15 protein-coding genes and 1 pseudogene are annotated in these 21,664 nt (G+C 67.2%); 11 read left to right on the top strand and 5 right to left on the bottom strand.

The window, feature by feature from the left end; genetic code table 11:
• Positions 1-6: 6 nt before the first annotated feature.
• The 4 genes and pseudogenes from ACIGKL_RS04170 (at position 7) to ACIGKL_RS04155 (ending at position 4,630) form a co-directional block, all read left to right on the top strand.
• The gene (locus ACIGKL_RS04170) at positions 7-1,674 is read left to right on the top strand and encodes a glucan 1,4-alpha-maltotetraohydrolase domain-containing protein (protein WP_397485440.1); all 1,668 of its coding nucleotides are present in this window, start codon (positions 7-9) and stop codon (positions 1,672-1,674) included.
• 58 nt (positions 1,675-1,732) lie between these two features.
• Positions 1,733-2,917 (top strand): annotated as a pseudogene (locus ACIGKL_RS04165) (HAMP domain-containing protein); the annotation flags it as partial.
• A 150-nt stretch (positions 2,918-3,067) separates the two neighbouring features.
• On the top strand, positions 3,068-3,772 hold the full coding sequence (locus ACIGKL_RS04160) for a methyl-accepting chemotaxis protein (protein ID WP_397486245.1): 705 nt from the start codon (positions 3,068-3,070) through the stop codon (positions 3,770-3,772).
• A gap of 321 nt (positions 3,773-4,093) precedes the next feature.
• Positions 4,094-4,630: an REP-associated tyrosine transposase gene (locus tag ACIGKL_RS04155; RefSeq protein WP_397485439.1), complete on the top strand. Its 537-nt coding sequence runs from the start codon at positions 4,094-4,096 to the stop codon at positions 4,628-4,630.
• A gap of 284 nt (positions 4,631-4,914) precedes the next feature.
• Here ACIGKL_RS04155 and ACIGKL_RS04150 read toward each other — a convergent pair whose 3' ends face one another.
• Together ACIGKL_RS04150 and ACIGKL_RS04145 are read right to left on the bottom strand one after the other, a co-directional pair.
• Entirely contained in the window at positions 4,915-5,994 is a 1,080-nt protein-coding gene (locus ACIGKL_RS04150) for a hypothetical protein (protein WP_397485438.1), read from the bottom strand.
• Between the two features lie 136 nt (positions 5,995-6,130).
• On the bottom strand, positions 6,131-8,194 hold the full coding sequence (locus ACIGKL_RS04145; RefSeq protein ID WP_397485437.1) for an alpha-amylase: 2,064 nt from the start codon (positions 8,192-8,194) through the stop codon (positions 6,131-6,133).
• Between the two features lie 253 nt (positions 8,195-8,447).
• On the opposite strand from ACIGKL_RS04145, the gene malE reads away from it, so the two are divergent.
• The 6 genes from malE to malK all read left to right on the top strand — a co-directional run bounded on the left by malE (position 8,448) and on the right by malK (position 18,194).
• Complete coding sequence (malE, locus tag ACIGKL_RS04140; RefSeq protein ID WP_397485435.1) at positions 8,448-9,635, top strand: maltose/maltodextrin ABC transporter substrate-binding protein MalE; 1,188 nt, start codon at positions 8,448-8,450, stop codon at positions 9,633-9,635.
• 61 nt (positions 9,636-9,696) lie between these two features.
• A complete protein-coding gene (gene malF / locus ACIGKL_RS04135) occupies positions 9,697-11,256 on the top strand; it encodes a maltose ABC transporter permease MalF (RefSeq protein WP_397485434.1) in 1,560 nt (519 codons plus the stop codon).
• 10 nt (positions 11,257-11,266) lie between these two features.
• The gene (gene malG / locus ACIGKL_RS04130) at positions 11,267-12,157 is read left to right on the top strand and encodes a maltose ABC transporter permease MalG (protein WP_397485433.1); all 891 of its coding nucleotides are present in this window, start codon (positions 11,267-11,269) and stop codon (positions 12,155-12,157) included.
• Between the two features lie 179 nt (positions 12,158-12,336).
• Positions 12,337-15,081: an HTH-type transcriptional regulator MalT gene (gene malT / locus ACIGKL_RS04125; protein ID WP_397485432.1), complete on the top strand. Its 2,745-nt coding sequence runs from the start codon at positions 12,337-12,339 to the stop codon at positions 15,079-15,081.
• Positions 15,082-15,351: 270 nt separating this feature from the next.
• Positions 15,352-16,980: an alpha-glucosidase gene (locus ACIGKL_RS04120; protein ID WP_397485431.1), complete on the top strand. Its 1,629-nt coding sequence runs from the start codon at positions 15,352-15,354 to the stop codon at positions 16,978-16,980.
• 98 nt (positions 16,981-17,078) lie between these two features.
• Entirely contained in the window at positions 17,079-18,194 is a 1,116-nt protein-coding gene (malK, locus tag ACIGKL_RS04115) for a maltose/maltodextrin ABC transporter ATP-binding protein MalK (protein ID WP_397485429.1), read from the top strand.
• A 471-nt stretch (positions 18,195-18,665) separates the two neighbouring features.
• Here the strand turns inward: malK and ACIGKL_RS04110 are convergent, their stop codons facing one another.
• The 3 genes from ACIGKL_RS04110 to ACIGKL_RS04100 form a co-directional block, all read right to left on the bottom strand.
• Positions 18,666-19,016: an antibiotic biosynthesis monooxygenase family protein gene (locus ACIGKL_RS04110; RefSeq protein ID WP_397485428.1), complete on the bottom strand. Its 351-nt coding sequence runs from the start codon at positions 19,014-19,016 to the stop codon at positions 18,666-18,668.
• Between the two features lie 29 nt (positions 19,017-19,045).
• The gene (locus tag ACIGKL_RS04105) at positions 19,046-20,035 is read right to left on the bottom strand and encodes a zinc-dependent alcohol dehydrogenase family protein (RefSeq protein ID WP_397485427.1); all 990 of its coding nucleotides are present in this window, start codon (positions 20,033-20,035) and stop codon (positions 19,046-19,048) included.
• A gap of 152 nt (positions 20,036-20,187) precedes the next feature.
• A complete protein-coding gene (locus ACIGKL_RS04100; protein WP_397485426.1) occupies positions 20,188-20,490 on the bottom strand; it encodes an ArsR/SmtB family transcription factor in 303 nt (100 codons plus the stop codon).
• 309 nt (positions 20,491-20,799) lie between these two features.
• On the opposite strand from ACIGKL_RS04100, the gene ACIGKL_RS04095 reads away from it, so the two are divergent.
• Positions 20,800-21,543, top strand: a complete 744-nt coding sequence (locus ACIGKL_RS04095; RefSeq protein WP_397485425.1) for an alpha/beta fold hydrolase — start codon at positions 20,800-20,802, stop codon at positions 21,541-21,543.
• The last annotated feature ends 121 nt before the right edge of the window (positions 21,544-21,664 follow it).

Raw genomic sequence — 21,664 nt, 5'->3', positions numbered from 1 at the left:
TTCAAGATGAACCGATACCTGCGACTGGCCGCGCTGACCCTGGCCCTGGCGCCGCTGGCCTACCCCTGGGGCAATCTGGTGCGTGCCGCCGACGCGCCAGGCAAGACCACCAGCGGCGTGCGCTACCACGGCGGCGACGAGATCATCCTCCAGGGCTTTCACTGGAATACCGTGCGTACTTCGAGCAACTGGTACGCGACGCTGGCCAGCATGGCGCCGACCCTGGCCGCCGATGGTTTCAGTGCGATCTGGATGCCGGTGCCCTGGCGCGACTTCTCCAGTTGGAGCGACCCCGGCAACGGCACCTCGGGCGGCGGCGAGGGCTACTTCTGGCACGACTTCAACAAGAACGGTCGCTATGGCAGCGACAGCCTGCTCAGGCAGGCCGCCGGCGCGCTCAATGCGGCCGGGGTCAAACCCATCTACGACGTGGTGCCCAACCACATGAACCGCGGCTACCCGGACAAGGAGATCAACCTGCCGGCCGGCCAGGGGCTGTGGCGCCACGACTGCAATGATCCGGGCAACTACGCCAACGACTGCGACGACGGCGACCGTTTCATGGGCGGCGACGCCGACCTCAATACCGGCCACCCGCAGAACTACGCGATGTTCCTCGACGAGTTCGCCAGGCTGCGCAGCCAGTATGGCGCCGGGGGCTTTCGCTTCGACTTCGTCCGCGGCTACGCCGGCGAGCGGGTTGCCAGCTGGATGAGCGATGCCCACGACAACGGCTTCTGCCTCGGCGAGCTGTGGAAGGCGCCGGGCGAGTACCCGAGCTGGGACTGGCGCAACGGCGCCAGCTGGCAGCAGATTCTCAAGGACTGGTCTGATCGCGCCAAGTGCACGGTGTTCGACTTCGCCCTCAAGGAGCGCATGCAGAACGGCGGCATCGCCGACTGGCGCCACGGCCTCAACGGCAACCCCGATGCGCGCTGGCGCGAGGTGGCGGTGACCTTCGTCGACAACCACGACACCGGCTACTCGCCCGGCCCGCACGGCGGTCAGCATCACTGGCCGCTGCCGGACGCGAGGCTGAAGCAGGCCTACGCCTACATCCTCAGCAGCCCGGGTACACCGGTGGTGTACTGGCCGCACATGTATGACTGGGGTCATGGCGACTTCATCCGCCAACTGATCCAGATCCGTCGTGCGGCGGGGGTCAAGGCGGCCTCGGCGATCCAGTTCCATGAGGGGTTCTCCGGCCTGGTGGCGACGGTCAGCGGCAGCCAGCAGCAGCTGCTGATCGCCCTCGACTCCAACCTGTCCTCGCCCGGCCAGGTTGCCAGCGGCGACTTCACCCAGGCGCTCAGCACCGACAACGGCGCGATCCGTATCTGGCGCAGCGGCCAGGATGACGATGAGGAACAGGGCGAGCTGGTCAGCGTCAACTTCCGCTGCGACAACGGCGTAACCCAGTGGGGCGACAGCGTCTATGCGGTGGGCAACGTCGCCCAGCTGGGCAACTGGAGCGCGGCCGGCGCGGTGCGCCTGAGCGACACCAGCGCCTACCCGACCTGGAAGGGCAGCATCGCCCTGCCGGCCGGCCAGCAGGTGGAGTGGAAATGCATCATCCGTAACGAGAGCGACCCGACCCAGGTCAAGACCTGGCAGCCGGGAGGCAACAACAGCCTGACGGTTACGGCCGGGGCCACTACCAGCGGCGGCTTCTGAGTCTGCCGGGCCGCCGCGCCGTTGCCGGCGGCCCGGTCTCTATCGACAGGAGAGATCGATGTTGTCCCCTCTTGTAAACCGGCTGACCGCCTTCGAACTCGGCTTCCTGCCGCGGCTGTACCTGCTGATCGCCGCACTGGCCCTGCTGCTGGTGCTGCTCGGCGGCAGCAGCCTGAGCGCCATCGGCGAGCTGCAGGGCTCGGGCGAACGCATCGCCCACAGCGCCGCGCGGCTGCAGGCCAGCCAGAGCTTCTTCAGTGCCCTGCAGGGCCTGACCCAGAACCTGTCCGATGCCCTCGGCGCCGAACGCGCTGAGGAACTCGAGGCCTTCGCCACCGCGCACGGGCAGCATGCCGAACGGGTCGATGCCCGCCTGGACGTCATGCGGACCCTGGGGAACGGCGCCGAACAGGCCGAGCTGGTGCGGCTGGGGCAGTTGCTGCCGCAGCTGGACGCGCAGAGCCGCGAGCTGCTGGAGGCACAGCGCCAGGTGCTGGCGCGGGTCGAGCGCACCGCGGTGACGCTGCGCAACCTGCAGCTGCAACTGTCGCGCTTCAAGCAGGACCTGCTCAGGGTGCAGGCCGTCACCAAGGACGACTACGTCGCCTACTCGCTCAAGCAGTTCATCATTCCGCTGGAGCAGGTCGAGGCGCTGGTCTTCGACGCGGTTGGCAGCGCCTCGCCGCAGCGTCTGCAGCAGGCCGAGGCCAAGGTCAGGGAACGTCTGCCCAATCTGCATGACAAGCTGGGGCGGGTGCTGGACGACCTGCTGCCCCACCAGGACAGTCGCACCGACTATGTGCATACCTATCGTGGCGAATTCGCCGAGATCGAGCGCAACCTGCTGCTCGACGGCCAGGGCGCGCTGGCCCAGTACGCCGGCTGGCTCGCCGACAAGCAGGCTAACCAGGCGCGCAAGCGCCAGCTGCAGGCGTTGCAGGCGCAGGTGGGCGAGCAGGTCGGGCAACTGATCGAGGCGAGCGAGCGCGACGCTCGGGCGCAGCTCGAACAGGCGCGCCTGACCTATCGGCGTGGCTTCGATCGCCTGCTGTGGCTGGCCGCGCTGTCGCTCGGCATCGCCCTGAGCATGGGCGTTTGGCTCAGCCGCACCATGCGCCGGGCGCTGGGCGCGGTGTCAGGCGCGCTGAACCGCTTGGCCGAGGGCGATCTGCGTGGCCGCTGCGATTACCAGCGGGCGGACGAGTTCGGCCGGGTCGCGGCGGACGTCAATCGGGTCGCCGGCAACCTGCGCGACGCCCTGGCACAGCTGGGTCGCGCCGCCGACCAGCAGGGCACCATCGCCCGCAGCAATTCGGGCTCCTGCGCCGAAGCGCGTCAGGGCCTGGATCGGCAGCGCTCGAGCATCGGCGCGCTGGCCGCCAGCCTGACCCAGATGGAGTCGAGCTTCGCCGAGGTGGCGGTGCATGCCGAGCAGACCGCGGTACGGGTCGACAGCGTCGGCGCCTGCGTCGACAGCGGCAGCCAGATCATGGCCGGCACCATCCGCAGCACCCAGGCGCTGGCGCAGCAGCTGCAGGGCAGCGTGGCCGAGATCGCCGAGGTCGAGGCCGGCGGGCAGCGCATCGGCCAGATCCTCGCGGTGATCCGCAGCATCGCCGAGCAGACCAACCTGCTGGCACTCAACGCGGCCATCGAGGCGGCGCGCGCCGGCGAGCAGGGCCGCGGCTTCGCCGTGGTCGCCGACGAGGTGCGCAGCCTGTCCTTGCGCACGGCCAGCTCCACCGGCGAGATCCAGTCGCATATCGACGGCCTGCTGCAGGGCATCCAGGCGGCGGTACAGTCGCTGGAGCTGAGCCGCCAGCACATGCAGGCCAACCTGGCCCAGGTCGGCGAGGCCGACCAGGCGATGCAGCGGATCCACGAGCAGGTCGGCGCCATCGCCGGCATGTCGCGGCAGATCAGCCAGGCCACCGCCCAGCAGCGCCTGGCTGCCGAAGACGTGACGCGCAGCATGCACGACATCCACGCGGTGGCCGAGGACAACATGCAGCGCATCGTCGGTATCACCGAGAGCAGCGAGCGCCAGGCGGCCATGGTGGCCGAGCAGCAGGCGCTGTGCGCCCGCTACCTGACCTGAGCGATCGGCGCCTGGTGCGCGGTGTGGCGCACCTTACGAAGTGCTGCATCGTGCCGAGGGCGGCGGTCCGGTAGGGTGCGCTGTGCGCACCGGGGTTAACCGCCGATCTGCCAGGCCAGCGGTTGTTCCCGCGTCTGCTCGAGCTGTTGGTGCCGGGCGGGCGCTGTCGAAAAAACCGCTGCGGCCGCGGTGCGCACGGCCTAGGCGGCCCCGCGACACCCTACGAAATGCAGCACCGTGCCAAGGGCGGCGGTCCCGGTAGGGTGCGCTGCGCGCACCGGAGGCTATCCTGTACAGGCAATCAGCGCCAGGAGACAGGGAATGTCCGACTACCGCCGCGCCTGGGAGCAGGGCGCCTGCTATTTCTTCACTCAGGTCAGCCACCAGCGCCGGCCGCTGCTCACCGAGGCACCGCTGCGCGCGGCCTTGCGCGGGGCCATCGAGCAGGTGCGCCAGCGTTATCCCTTTGCCATTCACGGCTGGGTGCTGCTGCCCGATCACCTGCACTGCCTGTGGCAACTGCCACCGGGCGATGCCGAGTTCGGCCTGCGCTGGTCGATGATCAAACGCCTGACCAGTCAGGCCCTGCCGCAAACCGAGGGCGTCAGCCTGAGCCGGCGTCTGCGCCGCGAGGCGGGACTGTGGCAAAGGCGCTTCTGGGAACACCGCATCCGTGATGAAGAGGATTACCGCCGGCACCTGGATTATCTGCACTGGAACCCGGTGCGCCACGGCCTGGTCGAGCGGGTGGCCGACTGGCCCTGGTCGAGCTATCACCGCCTGGTGCGCGCAGGCGTGTATCCGGCGGATTGGGGCGGGGTGGCGGAGGACGACGACAAGGGCGCGTTCGGCGAGTGACCGCGCAAGCCACGGTGCGCACGGCCTAGGCGGCCCCGCGACACCCTACGGCCGGCGGTGTCCCGTAGGGTGCGCTGTGCGCACCGGGGTTAACCGCCGATCTGCCAGGCTAGCGGTTGTTCCGGTGCCCCATCGAGTTATCGCCGCTAGACGGGGTATATGGGGGAGAACCGCTGTAGCCGCGGTGCGCACAGCGCACCCTACGGGAACGCGCACGGCATGCCTTTGTAGGGGGGGGGCGGGGCCGCCTAGGCCGTGCGCACCAATTCCCATTCACCTCCCGGCTATTCACCAACCTGCCACTCATGCGCCTGCTGCAGCGCCTGTTCCAGCTCGGCGCGCCAGGCGTCCGGGGTGCGCCCGGCGAGCAGTTCCAGGCGCTGCAGCTGGGCGCCGCACTCGTGCAGGCACTGCTGCAGCCAGTCGATGCGCTGCAGGGTCAGCGGCGTGCAGGTCTGGCCGCCGAGGTCGTCCTCCAGATCGCTCAGGTGCGAGCGCCAGGCCTCGCGCAGGTACAGGCCCTCCAGGCCGCCGTCCAGCGCCGTGCGCCATTGGCCGATGATGCCGCCCAGCCAGCCCAGCACCGAGCCGCTGGCGCCGCGCTTGATCAGCTGGCTGCGCAGGCGCTGGTAGCAATCCAGGGCGATGCGCTTTTCCAGTTCCAGCGCGGCCAGGGCGGCGCTCTGCCCGCGTTCGCGCTCCAGGCGCAGCAGGTGGGCGTAGTAGCAGCGGGTTTCGAAGCGTTCGGCGCCGTGGCACTGCGGGGTCAGCAGGCCGTTGCTGTTGTACTCGCGCAAGGGCTCGAAGCGGTACATATAGCCGAAGTCGAACAGGCGGATGCGGCCGTCGTCGAGCAGGTTGCCGGGGCACAGGTCCCATTCGAAGAAGCCCAGCTGCAGCAGCGCCGAGAGGCTGTCGAACAGCTGCAGCAGGCGCCGTTCGTCCCATTCGCTGATCCCCTCGCCGGCGATCCAGGGCGACAGCAGCAGGCCCTGGCGGTAGCTGGCGTAGCGGGTCTCGACGATGCCGGACAGCGGGCCGTGCCAATCCGCCTGGCGCTTGAGCGCCTGCAGTTCGCCGCGGCGCTGCACTTCATTGAGGAAGGAGGTCTGGCCGTCGGGGTTCTGTACCTTGCACGGGTTGCGCGCGCGCTTGAGCGTCCACAGCCGGCCGCCGGCCTCGATCTGGTAGACCTCGGCGGTCAGCCCGCCGGCGAAATGGCGACGTACCCAGGGGCTGCCGGGGCGGGTGGCCAGCAGTTGGTCGAGGGGCAGCGGGCAGTCGGCGAGCGAGCCCACCTCGAGTTCGGCGCCGCTGGCGGCGAAGGCCAGTTGGCTTTGGCGGCGTAGTTGTTCTGGTGTCATAACGGTACCGGGTAGCAGGTGGTGCGCGCGGCCTAGGCGGCCCCGCGACACCCTAGGGGTTGGCGGTTGCTCGGGGGCATGGCGGGCACCCGATGGTGCGGCGTTGGCGTAGGGTGCGCCGTGCGCACCGAGGTTTTTACCGTCCCTGAACTATCACCACGCGGTCGTCGCCGAGGGTGCGGGCGAAGGCGTAGGGCTGGCTGGACAGGCGCTGGTGGCGGCCGGCGCCGATGGCCGGGTGGCGTGCGCGGAACTGGCCGAGGATGCGCCAGTGCTCGAGCAGTTCGGCGATTGGCGCCTGCTGCTGGGCCGCCCAGTTCATCGGCGAGCGCGTGCCCTGCTGCGGGTCGGAGCCGCTGGGGCCGAGCGGGCGGGCGCTCTCGTCGCCGTAGTAGATCTGCACCGCACCGGGGGACAGCAGCAGGGCGGCGGCCAGGCCGCGCTGGCGCTCCAGTTGCTCGCCCTGTTCGGCGAAGAACAGCGAGGTGTCGTGGGACGAGGCGTAGCTCATAAAGTTGTGCCCCGCGTCGTTGGCCAGCAGTTCGGCATAGTCGCGGTAGCCCTCTTCGGCCTGGCTCAGGCACTCGCTGGCCTTGGCGGCGAGCTGGCCCTGAAAGTCGAAGTTGATCAGCGCGTCGAAGCCGTTGGCCTGGTAGACGTTGACCTGCGGGCCATGACCGAACACCTCGCCGACCATCCAGAACGGGCTGCCGCTCATGGGATCATCGGGGTTGGCCGCCGCCCAGTCGGCGCGCGCCTGGTCGGCGGCCTGGCGCAGCGCCGCCCAGCTTTCCAGTTCGACGTGCTTGACCGTATCGCCGCGGAAGCCGTCGACGCCGAACTCGCGCACCCAGAAGGTCAGCCACTCCACCAGGTAGTCGCGTACCCGGTAGCCCTCGCGCGGCACCGCGCGGGTGTCGGCCTTGCGCTGCAGGAAAGGCGGCAGCGCCACCGGCTGCGGGTTTTCGGTCCTGAAGTCGGGGAGGAAGGCCAGCGAGCCCTTGATCGGGTCGACCAGTGCGCTGGGCGGGGCATCGTAGTCGGCGATGCCGGCGCGCACCCAGTCCTTGCCCCACCAGTTGCGCCAGGCGGCATGCTGGTAGTCGATCAGGTTGTGGTAGGCGTGCAGGTTCTCGAAGCCCTCCGGCCGCCAGTCGCTCCAGCGCGGCGGCAGGTGCTGGGCCATGCCGCTGCGCAGGGCGCCGAAGCCGAGCTGCTGCATGTCGGCCAGGGTCGAGTAGCCGGGATGGTTGAGCACCACGTCGAACAGCACGCGGATGCCGCGGGCGTGGGCCTGGGCGATCAGTTCGCGCAGCTCGTCTTCAGTGCCCATGTTGGCGTCCAGGCGGGTGAAGTCCATGGGGTAGTAGCCGTGGTAGGCGTAATGGCGAAAGTCGCCCTTGTCGCCGCCGCCGACCCAGCCATGGATCTGCTCGAAGGGCGCGCTGATCCACAGCGCATTGACTCCCAACTGCTGCAGATAGTCGAGTTTGCCGGTCAGACCGCGCAGGTCGCCGCCATGGAAGGTGCCGATCTCCTGCTCGCCGTCGGGCTGGCGTCCGTAGCTGCGGTCGTTGCTGGTATCGCCATTGGCGAAGCGGTCGGTGATGACGAAATACACCGTGGCATTGCGCCAGTCGTGCTTGACCTCCGTACTCGCTTCGGCCGGCTCGAGCAAGAGCAGGCCGTCGCTATGCGCCGCCGGGGTCAGCTCGACGCGGCCGTTCTCCACCGTGGCCAACTGGCCGCTGTAGGCATCGCGCAGCACCTCGCCGTCGGCGAACACCTGGCCGACCGCGACGCTTAGCGCCTCGCCCTGCCAGGCGCGACAGACGCTGCGCGGCGCGTTCTCGCGCAGCGGCAGCAGGCGCAGATGGGGTTGAGCGTCTTCCTGGAACATCAGGCGATAGCGACCGGGCGCGCCGATCTGCAGGTTGAATGAGCTGCCCGCGTGCCAGTCCTGACGCTGGTACAGGGCCAGCGGCTGGGCGCTGCCGCTGGCGTTGGGTGCCTGCAGACGCAACTGGCCGGCGCTCAGCTCCAGCTCGACGCTGTAGCGCTGCGGCGCCGGGTTGCTCCATTGCAGCGGCACTGGCCGTTGATCCAGCCAGGCCTGCAGCTGTGGCTCGGCGCTGGCAAACTGGCAGAGCAGGACGCAGGCCAGGGTGGTGAGCGAAGTCGGCAACGAAGAGCGGCGCATGGGGTTCTCCCGCAACTGGTGAGCCTCCAGTACACCCGCACCACGCCGCCTGCAACAGGCGCAGAAGGGGCCGGGGCGCATGCTTTTTTCCGGAGTCGCAGGCAGACTACGCCCCCGCCTCTACGCCCTCGAGAGGGAGGGCGGGGAGGATGTGGCGCTTGCGCTTTCGGCCGAGGATGACCGGGCTGGCAGAGCGCTCACCGGCTCGCCGCGGTTGTGGATCAACAACAAGAAGCCACGAGGACAACAAGACATGAACAAGACGCTGCTCAGTGCAGTCGCTATCAGCCTGGCCGCCACCCTGGGCCAGTCCCTGCCGGCCCAGGCTGCCATCGAAGAAGGCAAGCTGATCATCTGGATCAACGGCGACAAGGGTTACAAGGGCCTGGCCAAGGTCGGCGAGCGCTTCACCGCCGACACCGGCATCGCCGTCGAGGTGGCCCACCCGGACAGCGCCACCGACAAGTTCCAGCAGGCCGCCGCCACCGGCAACGGCCCGGACATCTTCATCTGGGCCCACGACCGCCTCGGCGAATGGGCGCAGAGCGGGTTGATCTCGCCGATCACCCCCAGTGCCAAGACCCAGGACGAGATCGAGGATTTTGCCTGGGATGCGGTGACCTACGGCGGCAAGCTGTGGGGCTATCCGATGGCGGTCGAGGCCATCGGCCTGCTCTACAACAAGGCGCTGGTGCCCACACCGCCGAAGGACTTCGACGAAGTGCTGGCGCTCAACGCCGAGCTGGCCAAGTCCGGCAAGCGCGCCATCCTCTGGGACTACAACAACACCTACTTCACCTGGCCGCTGCTGGCCGCCAACGGCGGCTACGTGTTCGCCGACGCCGACGGCGGTTACGACACCAGCCGCACCGGGGTCAACACCGCAGGTGCCAAGCAGGGCGCGCAGACCCTCAAGGCGCTGATCGACGCCGGGGTGATGCCCAAGGGCGCCGACTACAGCTCGGCCGAGGCCGCCTTCAACAAGGGCGAGTCGGCCATGTTCATCAGCGGTCCCTGGGCCTGGGCCAACGCCAGGAAGAGCGGCATCGACCTCGGCGTGGCGCCGATTCCCGCCGTCGGCGATGCGCCCAGTCGGCCCTTCAGTGGGGTGATGGCCGCGGCGCTGAACGCCGCCAGCCCCAACCAGGCGCTGGCCGTGGAGTTCCTCGAGAACTATCTGCTGCAGGTCGAGGGGCTCAAGACCATGAGCGCCGACGTGCCGCTCGGCGCGGTGCCGAACAAGGCCTATATGGCCGAGCTGGCCAGCGACCCGCTGATCAAGGCCACCTTCGACAACGCCCAGCTCGGCCGGCCGATGCCCAACGTGCCGGAGATGGGCGCCTTCTGGTCGGCCATGGCGCCGGCGCTGACCAACATCACCTCCGGTCGTCAGACCGTGGATGATGCGCTGGACGATGCCGCCAAGCGCATCGCCAAGTGAAATCCGGCCGCCGGCCGACGCCCTGCGTCGGCGGCGGCCTCGCTGCGAGGCTATAACTCAGATGTCCGTCGTGAACCTTCCTGCCGTGGCCAGTACGCCCATGAAGCTGTTTTCCCTGCCGTCCCTGCATGCCGGCCTGCGCTGGGGCCTGTGGGGCCTGTTCAACGCCCTGGCGCTGTACCTGGTGCTGGCGCTCTACGCCCAGCAGCAGCTGGCCTTCGCCCTGCTCGGCCTGGTGGTCACCGGCATCGCCAGCTACGTGTTCATCAGCCGCCGGGCCTATGCCCATCGCTACATCTACCCGGCGCTGGCGGGCATGCTGGTGTTCGTCATCTTCCCGCTGCTGTACACCGTGGGCATCGGCTTCACCAACTACAGCGGCAGCAACCTGCTCAGCTTCGAGCAGGTGCAGCGCTACCATTTGCGCCAGACCTACCTGGCCGGCGAGCGCTATGGCTTCAGCCTGCACCGCGACGAGGCCGACGCGCTGCGCCTGCGCGTCGACAAGGGCGAGCGCGGCGTGTACGTCTCGCCGCCCTTGGCCGGCGATGCGAGCGGCGAGCCGCTGGCGTTGCAGGCCGAGGGCGAGGCCGGCGAGCTGGGCGAGGCGCTGGCGCTGCGCGAGGTGATCCAGCGCCGCGCCGAGCTGGAGCAGTGGGTGCTGCGCAGCAGCGACGGCGAACTGCTGCGCCTGTACGGCCTGCGCGAGGTGGCGGCGGTCAAGCCGCTGTACCGCCTGCTGGAAAACGGTGACCTGCTCAACACCCGCAGCAACGAGCGCCTGGAGGCCGACCACGGCATCGGCTTCTATGTCGACAGCCACGGCAACAAGGTGGCGCCGGGTTTCACCGTGTTCGCCGGCACCAGCAACTTCGCCAAGGTGCTGACCGACCCGAGCATCCGCGGGCCGTTCCTGGAGATCTTCGTCTGGACCGTGGCCTTCGCCGGCCTCACCGTGCTCTTCACCCTGGCCGTCGGCCTGGTGCTGGCCAGCCTGCTGCAGTGGGATCTGGTGCGCGGCAAGGCGTTCTACCGGCTGATGCTGATCCTGCCCTACGCGGTGCCGGCCTTCATCTCCATCCTGGTGTTCCGCGGCCTGTTCAACCAGAACTTCGGCGAGATCAACCTGCTGCTCGACGGCCTGTTCGGCCTGCGCCCGGACTGGTTCAGCGACCCGACCCTGGCCCGTTCGATGATCCTGGTGGTCAACACCTGGCTCGGCTACCCCTACATGCTTCTGCTGTGCATGGGCCTGCTGCAGTCCATCCCGCGCGACCTCTACGAGGCCTCGGCAATGGATGGCGCGACGCCCCTGGACAACCTGCTGAAGATCACCCTGCCGCTGCTGATCAAGCCGCTGGCGCCGCTGCTGATCGCCAGCTTCGCCTTCAACTTCAACAACTTCGTGCTGATCACCCTGCTGACCCGCGGCGGCCCGGACATCATCGGCGCCACCACACCGGCGGGCACCACCGACCTGCTGGTGAGCTACACCTACCGCATCGCCTTCCAGGATTCCGGGCAGAACTTCGCCCTGGCGGCGGCCATCGCCACGCTGATCTTCCTGGTGGTGGGCGCGCTGGCCTGGCTCAACCTGAAACTGTCGAAAGTCAAAGTCTGAGGACCCCGCCATGGCGATGGTGCAACCGAAATCCGTGAAATACCGCCTGTGGCTGACCCATGCCGGTCTGCTCGGCTTCATCCTGTTGATCGTCTTCCCGCTGCTGATGGTGGTGTCGATCAGCTTCCGCGACGGCAACTTCGCCACCGGCAGCCTGCTGCCGGACAACCCGACCCTGGAGCACTGGTCGCTGGCCCTCGGCATTCCCTATGAGCATGCCGACGGCTCGGTGACCCAGCCACCGTTCCCGGTGCTGACCTGGCTGTGGAACTCGGTGAAGATCGCCTTCATCAGCTCGGCGCTGATCCTGCTGCTGTCGACCACCAGTGCCTACGCCTTTGCCCGCCTGCGCTTCGCCGGCAAGGGGCCGATCCTCAAGGGCATGCTGATCTTCCAGATGTTCCCGCCGGTGCTGTCGCTGGTGGCCATCTACGCCCTGTTCGACCAGCTCGGCAAGCACGCCGGCTGGCTCGGGGTGAACAGCCACGGGGCGGTGATAGTCGCCTCGCTGGGCGGCATGGCCCTGCATATCTGGACCATCAAGGGCTACTTCGAGAGCATCGACGCCTCGCTGGAGGAGGCCGCCATCGTCGACGGCGCCACCACCTGGCAGGCCTTCGTGCACATCCTGCTGCCGATGAGCGTGCCGATCCTCGCCGTGGTGTTCATCCTCGCCTTCATCACCAGCATCACCGAATACCCCATGGCCTCGGTGCTGCTGCTGGACGTGGACAAGCTGACCCTGTCGGTCGGCGCCCAGCAGTACCTCTACGAGCAGAACTACCTGTGGGGCGACTTCGCTGCCGCCGCGGTGCTCTCCGGCCTGCCGATCACCGCGGTGTTCCTCTATTGTCAGAAGTGGATAGTCGGCGGCCTGACCGCGGGAGGGGTAAAAGGGTAGGGCGGGTGGAACCCGCCGCTGCCGACCTGGCGGGTTTCACCCGCCCTACGTTTGTGCGCATCGATCTAGGTTCGTTGGTGCGCATGGCACACCGGCCGTAGGGCGGGTGGAACCCGCCGCCGCTATACCGATGTAAGCTTCGCCTAAACCCGGACAACGATAAATAACGGGAGAGGATCATGACCACAGCGGCCCGTCCGCCACTGCCCCTGATACCGGCCAAGCTCGCTGCGCCGGTCCTGCATCCCGGCCTGCTGCCGCGGCCGCGCTTCGACGAGTGGCTGCTGCGCCTGCCGCAGGTGCGCCTGGCCGTGCTGCAGGCGCCCAGCGGCTTCGGCAAGACCGTGCTGGCCAGCCAGTGGGCGGCGGCCTTCGCCGGCGCCGTGGCCTGGCTCAACCTCGACGGCAACGACAACAGCCCGCGGCAGTTCGGCCGCTACCTGCTCAACGCCCTGCACCGCCAGCTCGACGGCGGCTGCCCGCAGTGCGTCGGCCGCGCCGAGCAGGGCGACGAAGGCCTCGACGGCCTGCTCACCCGCCTGCTCGCCGAGCTGCCGGCCGAGCACCCGCCGCTGCTGCTGGTGCTCGACGAGTTCGAGGCGCTGCGCAACCGCGAGGTGATCGCCGCGCTGCGCTTCTTCCTGCGCAACGCGCCCGACTGGCTGACCCTGCTGGTGTGCAGCCGCGGCCTGCCGGACCTCGGCGTCGCCGAGCTGCGGGTCAAGCGCCAGCTGCTGGCGCTGGACGCCGGCCAGCTGGCCTTCGAACTGGACGAGGTGCAGGCGCTGCTGGAGCTGGGCCTGCCGATCGCCATCAACCGCGAGCAGGTCGAGCGCCTCAACCGGCGCATCGGCGGCTGGCCCTGCGCGCTGCAGCTGACCCTGCAGGAGGTGCAGACCGGGCGCGGCATGGACCTGTTCCTCGAGGCCCTGCAGCTCGGCCATCCCTATATCCGCGACTACTTCCGCGAGCAGGTGCTCTATGGCCTGGACGGCGCGACCCAGGATTTCCTCCAGTCCACCTGCCTGCTCGAGCGCTTCAGCGCGGCGCTGGCCGACCGCCTGACCGACAGCTGCAACGGCCGCGAGATGCTCGAAGCGCTGGAGCGCGCCGGCCTGTTTATCCAGGCCGTCGACCCGCTGCGCCAGTGGTTCGCCTACCATCCGCTGTTCGCCAGCTTCCTGCGCAACGAGCTGTCCACCCACCAGCCGCAGCGCGTCGCCGAACTGCACCTGCGCGCCGCCGAGGCGCTGCTGGAGGAGAAGATGGCCGAGGAGGCCGCCCGCCATGCCCTGCTGGCGCGCGACCCGCAGCGGGTGGCGCAGATCCTCGAAACGCATGGTCGGCATTTCTACCGCCAGGGCTGCCTGGAGCTGCTGCAGCGCTGTCTGGCGCTGCTGCCGGAGAGCCGCGTGGCCGAGTCGCCGCTGTTCACCCTGCTGCAGGCCTGGGCCTCGCAGAACCAGTACCAGAGCGATCAGGTCGAGCAGTGGCTGCAGGCCGGCGAAGCGGCGCAGCGCGAGCAGTACAGCGCCGAGCAGTGGCAGCGCATCGAGGCCGACTACCAGGCGGTGCGCGCCCAGGTGGCGATCAACCAGGGCGACCAGCAGCGCGCCATGGCCTTCGCCCGCCAGGCGCTGGCCTTCGAGCCGCTGACCATGCGCACCTCCAAGGTGGCGGCGATGTCGGTGTTGGCCGAGGCGCACTTCGTCCAGGGCGAGCTGGCCAAGGCCCAGCAGCAGCACGAGGAGACCGTGCGCCGGGCGCAGCAGATCAACGCCTCGCACCCGGTGCTGTGGAGCCTCGGCCAGCTGTCGGAGATCGCCGTCGCCCAGGGCCACCTGCAGAAGGCCTACAACCTGCAGGAGCGGGCGCTGCAGTACATCGAGCAACAGCAGTTGCCGGTCACCCCGATCATGGAATTCATCCACCGCGTGCGCGGTCAGGTGCTGCTCGAATGGCACCACCTGGATGCGGCGGAGCAGTGCGCCCTGCAGGGCCTGGAGATACTCGATACGGTGGGCGACCACTGGTTCCTGCAGTGCTACGTGCTGCTCGCCCGCGTCGCCCACGCGCGCGGCCAGCAGAGCCAGTGCGCCGACTACATCGGCAAGCTGCAGAGCCTGCTGGCCGGCGACGACTACCATATCGACTGGCAGGCCAACGCCCATGCGGCGATGCTCACCTACTGGGACTCGACCCAGGACAAGGACAGCATCCGTCAGTGGCTGGCCACCGCGCCGCCGCTCAAACCGGGGGCCAACCACTTCGCCCAGGGCAATGCGCGCAACCACGTACGCGCCTACCTGGCGCTGAACCAGGGCGAGCGCGCGCTGCCAATCCTGCGCCAGCTGCAGCTCGATGCCGAGCGCCACCAGTTGGTGATGGACCAGAACCGCAACCATATCCTCCAGGCCCTGGCGCACTGGCAGCGCGAGGAGCGCCAACCCAGCCTCGATCACCTGCACCAGGCGCTGACCCTGGCCAGCGGCACCGGCGCCATCGGCAGCTTCCTGCGCCTGGGCAAGCCGCTGATCGCCATGCTCAAGGCGCTGCAGCACGAACGCCGCCTCGACGAGCTGGAGCAGCAGCGCGCCGAGCGCCTGATCCAGCTGGCCCAGCAGCAGCGCGACTTCAGCCGGGCGATCCGCATCACCCTGGACGAGGCGGTGATCCAGGACATCATCAACCGCCCCGACGTGCCCGAGCTGATCCGCCATTCGCCGCTGACCCGGCGCGAATGGCAGGTGCTCAGCCTGATCCACGCCGGGCTGGCCAACGAGCAGATCGCCGAGCACCTCAACGTCGCCCCGACCACCATCAAGACCCATATCCGCAGCCTCTACCAGAAGCTCGCCATCACCCAGCGCAGCGAGGCGGTACAGCTGGCGCGCAGCCTGTTGAGCAAGATTCAGGGCGAGTAGGGCAGGGGGCACCCGGCCGGTAGGGTGCGCCGCGCGCACCAGCCGTGCCTATCGAGGAACGACGCACACAGCGACAGCGTCGCGGGTGCGCCGTTGCGCATGGCCCAGGCGTCCCCGCGACGCCCTGCGGTTCGGCGGTCCGCCCGGCAAAACTCCTCCCCCCGACCGGCCGAAAGCTACGCCGGCGAAAACCCCGCCGGGGAGGATGTGGCAGCGAACGCCCTTGCCTAGAGTGGTAAGCACACCACGAACAACAAAAGGCTTTGCTGTATGGCTGTTATCCGCAAGGAATGGTGGCGCGGCGGCGTCATCTACCAGGTCTACCCGCGCAGTTTCCTCGACAGCAACGACGACGGCGTCGGCGATCTGCCCGGCGTGCTGGCCAAGCTGGACTACATCGCCAGCCTCAACGTCGACGCCATCTGGCTGTCGCCCTTCTTCACCTCGCCGATGAAGGACTTCGGTTACGACGTCTCCGACTACCGCGGCGTCGACCCGCTGTTCGGCACCCTCGACGACTTCCGCGCCCTGGTGGCGGCCGCCCACGAGCGCGGCCTGCGCATCATCATCGACCAGGTGCTCAACCACTGCTCCGACCAGCATCCCTGGTTCGAGGAGAGCCGCAGCAGCCGCACCAACGCCAAGGCGGACTGGTTCGTCTGGGCCGAGCCGAACCCGGACGGCACGCCGCCGAACAACTGGCTGTCGGTGTTCGGCGGTTCGGCCTGGAGCTGGGACGGCCGGCGCAAGCAGTACTACCTGCACAACTTCCTGGCCAGCCAGCCGGACCTCAACTTCCACTGCGCGGCGGTGCAGCAGCAACTGCTCGAGGACATGGAGTTCTGGCTGCAACTGGGCGTCGACGGCTTCCGTCTGGACGCCGCCAACTTCTACTTCCACGACCAGGCGCTGCGCAACAATCCGCCGAACCTGGACATCCGCGAGGGCGGCATCGGCGTGCGCGCCGACAACCCCTACGCCTACCAGCGTCACCTGTACGACAAGACCCAGCCGCAGAACCTCGACTTCCTGCGCCGCCTGCGCGCGCTGCTGGAGCGCTACCCCGGCACCGCCACGGTGGCGGAGATCGGCTGCGACGACTCGCTGCGCACCATGGCCGCCTACACCAGCGGCGGCGACACCCTGCACATGGCCTATTCCTTCGACCTGCTCACCGCCCAGTGCAGCCCGGCCTTTATCCGCCACACCATCGAGAGCATCGAGCGCGAACTGGGTGACGGCTGGCCCTGCTGGTCGGTGGGCAACCACGACGTGGTGCGGGTGATCAGCCGCTGGGCCCTGGCCGGCGAGGAGAGCCCGGCGCGCGGCCGCCTGCTGATGGCGCTGCTGCTGTCGCTGCGCGGCAGCGTGTGCCTGTACCAGGGCGAGGAGCTGGGCCTGCCGGAGGCCGAGCTGGCCTTTGATGACCTGGTCGACCCCTACGGCATCCGTTTCTGGCCCGAATTCAAGGGTCGCGACGGCTGCCGCACGCCGATGCCCTGGAGCCGCGACGGCGCCCATGCCGGCTTCTCCAGTGCGCGGCCCTGGCTGCCGCTGGACGAGCGCCATCGCGCCCTGGCGGTGGACGTGCAGAAGGCCGACGCGGCCTCGATGCTCAACAGCTACCGGCGCTTCCTCGCCTGGCGCCAGGAGCAGCCGCTGCTGATCGACGGCGATATCCAGGTGCGCTACCACGACGACGATCTGCTGGTATTCGAACGGCGCCTGGGCGAGCAGGCCTGGCTGTGCCTGTTCAACCTCGGCGCCCGCGAGCGACGCTACGACCTGCCGCTGATGGTCGAGCCGCTGGAGGGCGTGCCGGCCAGCACTGCCGAGTTCCTCGGCAGCTGGGTACACTTGCCGGCCCACGGCTTCGGCTTCGCCCGCCTGCTGGGCTAGGGCCCCTGCGTTTGCAGGAGCCCCGGCTCCTGCAGGTTTATCAAGCTTTCCGGCCGGGCCGAGTCCATCGCTGCCCGGCCCCGTTCGAGAGGCATCCCATGGCCAGCCTTACCCTGCGCAACATCTGCAAGCACTACGACGGCACCGCCATCACCCGCAACATCGACTTGGACATCGCCGACGGCGAGTTCGTGGTCTTCGTCGGCCCCTCCGGCTGCGGCAAGTCCACCCTGCTGCGGCTGATCGCCGGGCTGGAGGAGATCAGCTCCGGCGAGCTGCTGATCGACGGCCAGCGGGTCAACGAGCTGCCGCCGATGGAGCGCTCGGTGGGCATGGTGTTCCAGTCCTACGCCCTCTACCCGCACATGACGGTGGCGGAGAACATGGCCTTCGGCCTCAAGCTGGCCAAGGTGAGCAAGGCGCAGATCCGCAGCAAGGTCGAAGAGGTCTCGCGTATCCTGCAGCTCGACGCGCTGCTCGAACGCAAGCCCAAGGACCTCTCCGGCGGCCAGCGCCAGCGCGTGGCCATCGGCCGCACCCTGGTGCGCGAGCCCAAGGTGTTCCTGTTCGACGAGCCGCTGTCGAACCTCGACGCCTTCCTGCGCGTGCAGATGCGCATCGAAATCTCGCGCCTGCACCAGCGGCTGAAGTCCACCATGATCTACGTCACCCACGACCAGGTCGAAGCCATGACCATGGCCGACAAGATCGTCGTGCTCGAAGCCGGGCGCATCGCCCAGGTCGGCGCGCCGCTGGAGCTCTACCACTACCCGCGCAACCGCTTCGTCGCCGGCTTCCTCGGCTCGCCGCAGATGAACTTCCTCCAGGTGCGCGCGCTCGGCGCCAGCCGCGAGGCGGTGGAGATCGAGATGCCCGGCGGCTACCGCATGCAGGTGCTGGTCGACGGCACCGGCGTCGAACCCGGCGAGCAGCTGACCCTGGGCGTGCGCCCGGAGCACTTCGTCGCCAGCGAGCAGGCCGACTTCGCCTTCTACGGGCAGATCAGCGTGGCCGAGCGCCTCGGCGATCACAACCTGATCTACCTGAGCCTGGAAGGGGTGGAGGACATCATCACCCTGCGCGCGGATGGCGATCGCCGCGTGGCGGTGGGCGAGACCTTCGCCGCCGGGCTGATGGCCAACAAGTGCCACCTGTTCCGCGCCGACGGCCAGGCCTGCCCGCGGCATTACCGCGAGCCGGCGATCTATGGTTGAACGACGCGATATTCCAGCGACTTCAGAATGCTGGGAAAGAACAGAGTTGGAATACCCCGATAGGCACGGCGAATATGTTCATCCAAAGAGAATGTGGATGTGGCTAGAGCCGCAGCAGAACATGGATCCGGAAAAATTTAGGGCGCCTCTTGGATGCCCCTAGCGGCGTGTCAGTTGTCATATCTGAACTCCGAAAAGGCTATATGAATGCTGAATGGACCCAAGGGAGGGTGAACTGCCAACTGATTCTCGGAGCAAACGTCAGGGGGCTGCGGTCAGAAGCAGTCAGACAACTTGATCTTCGATCGGTAGTTATTTGGCTTGATAGCGAGACGGCCAGCTACGCTGAGCAGTTGAATTTGATCTGACAGTCTTATGTTTCAAAACTGCCAGATCAAATCCTGACCATTGGATGGTTGCGACATTGGGTCTGCATGCTGCAACGGTCACGTATCGACAGCGGGCAACTGCCTAAGCCGTTGGTGTCGCGATATCAAAGAAGCTGGCCTGGCCTTGAAGGTTTTCACCCGTAATCGCTGCCCCTTCAATGTGGTAGACCTTCGGTTCCTCCGAGAAAAATTTCTCCAAACCCATCATGAATGTCTGATGGTCTGCACTCGCTTCGAAACCCGGGGCGTGGTCCTCAAGGGATTGCCAGCGCACGATCAGGTTGAAAGTCTCGGGGCTTTCGATTCCTGGCGCGAGCATATGACCGCCATAACCCTTGGCGCGTTTGAGCAAGGGAGCCACTTCGGCAAATGCCTGTTTGAACTGTTCGATATGTTCACTGTGAACGGGCAGCAGTGCGATTTCATAAATCATGGGGCATTCCTCCAGAGTAAGTTCTGCGGTTAAACGCGCGCACCGGCCAGGTGGGCTTGGGGCTCGACTGCAATTGCGATTTTTCCCTGGAGGCCATTGTTTGGGCTCTCCAGTCGGGCATGGGCGAGTGGGATGTCGGCAAGCGAGTACACTGCGCCTACATGCGGCCGCAGCTGTCCGCGCTCGACCAATGCGCTGAGTTCATCGAGCTTGCCGCGGTTCTGTCGGGTGAAGACGAAGTGATAACTGGCGTTCTTGCCCCAGGCCTGAATGAGGTTTTGTGGTTGGGCGATGTCCACGATCGAGACCACCCGGCCAAGCTGTGCGAGCGCGTCGGGGCTGCGCGACAGGGTGTTGCCGCCGATGGTGTCGAAGATCACATCGACGCCCTGGCCATCGGTTTCCCGCAGGATGGCGTCCACGTAGTCCTCTTTTTCGTAGTCGATGACCACGTCGGCGCCCATGCGTCTCGCGAACTCGAAGTTTGCTTCGCGCACGGTGGTGAATACCCTGGCGCCCACGGCTTTTGCCAGCTGGATCGCCACATGCCCGACGCCGCCCGCGCCGCCGTGCACCAGGATGCTCTCACCCACTCTGAGCGCCGCACGCACGACCAACGCTTCCCACGCCGTCCCGCCCACCAGCGTCAGGCTGGCCGCCTCGAGATGGCTCAGCGAGGCAGGCTTCTTCCCGACAATGCTTTCGGCAGCAACGTGGTACTCGGCGTAGCTTCCGGGGCCGTCAAAGATCTGCGGGGTGTACCAGACTTCGTCGCCCGGCACGAAGCTCGTCACCCCCGGGCCGACTGCTTCGACGACACCGGATACGTCATGGCCGGTAATGGCGGGGAGGGGAACGTAGTCGACGTAATCGCCACGTCGTACCTGGAAATCCAGCGGGTTGATGGAGGTTGCGTGTACCCGCACCAGAACTTGTCCTGCGTGGGGTAATGGTTTGGCCACGTCGCTCAGCTCGAACGATGTCGAGCCGCCAAAGGATTTGAGAATTTGCGCTTTCATTGTAGATACTCGTTTCTGGAAAAAGGGATATAGGGAATTTTCGATGTAATGAATTGAAAAATTTACGCGGCGCTGCCTATGCTCTCTCCATCGTGAATCCTCGTTTCGGCTAAAAGAGATATCGAGAATAATCGATATATTGAGTGAAAAAATTACAGCTCCTTGCCTATGATCTCGGCCAGGGCACGGATGTTGGCTTCATTACGCTTGTAGTAGGTCCATTGTCCGATCCGACGGACTTCGACCAGGCCAACTCGTTGCAACGTTGCGAGGTAATCGGACACCGTCGACTGCGACAGACCGACGCCTTCCTGAATACTGCTGACGCAGACGCCCACGGTATGAACGTCCCCTTCATCCTGTGGAGGAAAGTTCTTCGCCGGATCCTTCAGCCCCTTGAGGATTCCAAGGCGCGTAGGATTGGAGAGGGCTTTGAATACATTGATCAGTTCCATGGCGCGATAATATCGAGATTTACCGATATGTCAATTCAAGAATCAGCCGTCCGTCAGGAAAACAGGGGGCAGATTCATTCTCCATCACGAATGTCCGCATCTGACAGGTTGTTGAGCGCGCCGACCGAATGATATCGGGCGGTTCCGGCCCTTGATGATGGCTCCTGTCGACCGCCGGGTCTTACCCGCGCGTTGCCGCCATCCTCCTGCACCAGGTTCGAGTTCAGCCGCCCTGGCATCGCGGTACGTGCGGTGCACCCTACGAGGTTATGCTCGCGCTTCGTTCTACGGCCCGGAAAGGATTTCGCCATGCATGCTCCCGTCGTCTTTATCCACGGCCTGATCGGCACCCTGCAGCTGCCCGAGTTAAGCGCCGCCTTTGTCCCGGGGCGCTTCCTGGCGCCCGACCTGCTCGGCTATGGTGCGCTGCGCCAGGTATCGGCCGAGGCGATCGATCTGCCGGCGCAGGTCGCGCATCTGCATCGGGTGATCGAGGCGCAGTTTCCCGGCGAGGCGGTGCACCTGCTCGGCCATTCGGTCGGTGGGGCGGTCGCCATGCTGTTCGCCCAGGCCCATGGCGAGCGGGTGCGCAGCCTGGTCAGCGTGGAGGGCAATTTCAGCCTGGACGACGCCTTCTGGTCGGCCGCGGTGGCGCGCATGTCGGTGCTCGAAGCCGAGGCAATGCTCGATGGCTTTCGCGCCGACCCCGCCGCCTGGCTGACGCGCGCCGGGGTCGCCGTCGATGCCCGCAGCCTGGGCATCGCCGAGCGCTGGCTGGCCCAGCAGCCGGCCAGCACGCTGCAGGCCATGGCCCGTTCGGTGGTGGCGCTGACCGCGCCGGACAGCTATCGGGATCGCCTGCGCCGGGTCTTCGCCGATCATCCCGTGCATCTGCTGGCCGGCGCCCGCTCGCGCGGCGGCTGGCACGTACCGGCCTGGGCCGAGCGGGCCGCCGCCAGCCAGACGCTGATCGAAGGTAGCGGCCATCTGATGATGCTGGAGCAGCCGCAGGCCTTTCTCGCCGCGGTGAAGCGCGTCTTGCAGCTGGCCTGAAAAAAGGTTCTTCGCATAGTTTAAGGAGGGTGTGGGCTGACACCAGACTGGCAAGTTTGTGTGCGCATCGCTTACCGGCTTAGCACTATCCATCACCGCGCCTACCGAACGTTTGGGTTGC

It is taken from the genome of Pseudomonas sp. NPDC077186 (assembly GCF_044543505.1).
In the GTDB taxonomy this organism is placed as follows: Bacteria; Pseudomonadota; Gammaproteobacteria; order Pseudomonadales; family Pseudomonadaceae; genus Aquipseudomonas.
This window is presented reverse-complemented; position numbering and strand designations above follow the sequence as displayed.